This is a genomic window from Candidatus Desulfolinea nitratireducens (genome assembly GCF_982879505.1).
Genome location: NZ_CEYOSI010000190.1, coordinates 1 through 1,702, shown reverse-complemented (window position 1 = coordinate 1,702; position 1,702 = coordinate 1). Strand labels below are relative to the sequence as shown.

The window sequence follows — 1,702 nt, the reverse complement described above, 5'->3', positions numbered from 1 at the left end:
GGGGATAGCCATGACTACTCTAAAATATTGACTTTCAATCATAGGAAGCGATTTGATCAAGTTTGTATTTGCTGATATTTGGCACCATCGCATCCTTGCCTGGGTATCCTGTGATCAATAACAGGAATGGACGTTCGTTATCAGGTCGTCCCAGAATTTCATTCAAAAATTTCATTGGACTCGGCGTATGGGTCAGGGTAGCAAGGCCCGCTTGATGCAATGCTGTGATCAATATCCCGGTTGCGATCCCTACAGATTCAGTTGGGTAATAATTTTTGTGCGCTACACCTTTTTCATCAATAGTATTCTTTTTTAAAAACACTCCGATCAGGCAAGGTGCGATTTCCAGAAAAGGCTTATTTTCATCCGTCCCTAGTGGTTGGAGTGCTTTCAGCCATTCTTCAGGAGCACGTCCCTGATAAAATTCCCTCTCTTCTTTCTCTGCCGCCTCGCGAATCTTCCTTTTAGTCTCTGGATTTTTGACAATTACAAAATGCCAGGGCTGTTGATTAGCACCACTGGGTGCTGTCCCTGCAGCTAAAATGGCATTATTGATCACCTCCTCTGGAATCGGACGATCTGAAAAATCACGGACCGTGCGGCGACGTTTCATATCCAAATAAAATGATCGAGAGGTGGCTATCATTTCATCTGTATTTTTCTCGGTAAAATTCAACGGGGAGAATTTTTCTTCGCTCATTTTGAGTTTCTCATGAAGATGATCGGGAGAGGCTATGCGCTATTCAATTTCCAGAAAAAAAAGCATTTACGTTTTTCATATAACTTTCATAATCTTCAAAGCGGATATGATGGCCTGTGTCCGGAATATGAATGACTGAAATATGGTGATTCAACTCCTGCACCCGGTCAGCAATGGCTGGAGAGAGGAGGCCGCCCTTTTCCAGATCTGCGGTAACGATCAACGTCGGGCAGGTGAGTTGGGGGACATTTTCTTCCCAATCGCTTTCATCGATGCTCAAGATCGAAAGGATATTGGGATCCATTTGCTTTTTGGCCGGGCACCAGGTATCAATAACCCACTCCGGCCAGGTGGGATGCTCGATGCGGGTATCGGCGACAAGTTCATCGAGAGTCAATCTCGTCACGGTTTCAACCCAGGGGGCCATGGGATGTTCACTGAGTTGACTTAGTTCCACGCTTTCTTCGTGCTCGAACCAGGGCGGATCTTCGAGCAGTAAGGCTCGAGGGATTTCGGGATAGCGCACGCCCAATTCAAAGGCTACCATTGCCCCCATCGAGTGGCCACCGACGATCGGGCGTTCCAGCCCCAGAGTCTGGATGATCCGGGCAAGATCGGCCCCCATATCCACGCTCTCGCCAGGTTGGATGCGGGCCGAGAGTCCATGACCGCGGGCATCGGGCATAATGATATCGTAGTCGGCTTCAAGATCGAGAGCCGTTTGAATCCAGCAGAGGCCGTTATCAGAAAAGCCATGCGCCAGGACCAGGGGCGGTTTGCTGCCCTCGCCAGTCCGCCAATAGTGGTAAGAGACACCGTTGATCGTGAGATATTTTTCTGTCCAGTGGGAGGGGATCATAATTTATTTCCTTTTTTTGTAGGCAGGATTTGGTGGAGAAAAAATCAGATTGCGCTGACTATTCTCTGACAGCCTCGAACATCGCGATAATATTCTCCGGTGCGACTTCAGACAGAATATTGTGAATCTGCTGAAAGACGAAG

2 protein-coding genes are annotated in these 1,702 nt (G+C 47.9%); both read right to left on the bottom strand.

Features of this window, described 5'->3' with window-relative positions; all coding sequences use genetic code 11:
* Positions 1–34 precede the first annotated feature (34 nt).
* Entirely contained in the window at positions 35–700 is a 666-nt protein-coding gene (locus AC3DOM_RS14075; RefSeq protein WP_487919677.1) for a nitroreductase family protein, read from the bottom strand.
* 43 nt (positions 701–743) lie between these two features.
* The gene (locus AC3DOM_RS14070; protein ID WP_487919676.1) at positions 744–1,559 is read right to left on the bottom strand and encodes an alpha/beta fold hydrolase; all 816 of its coding nucleotides are present in this window, start codon (positions 1,557–1,559) and stop codon (positions 744–746) included.
* Positions 1,560–1,702 lie beyond the last annotated feature (143 nt).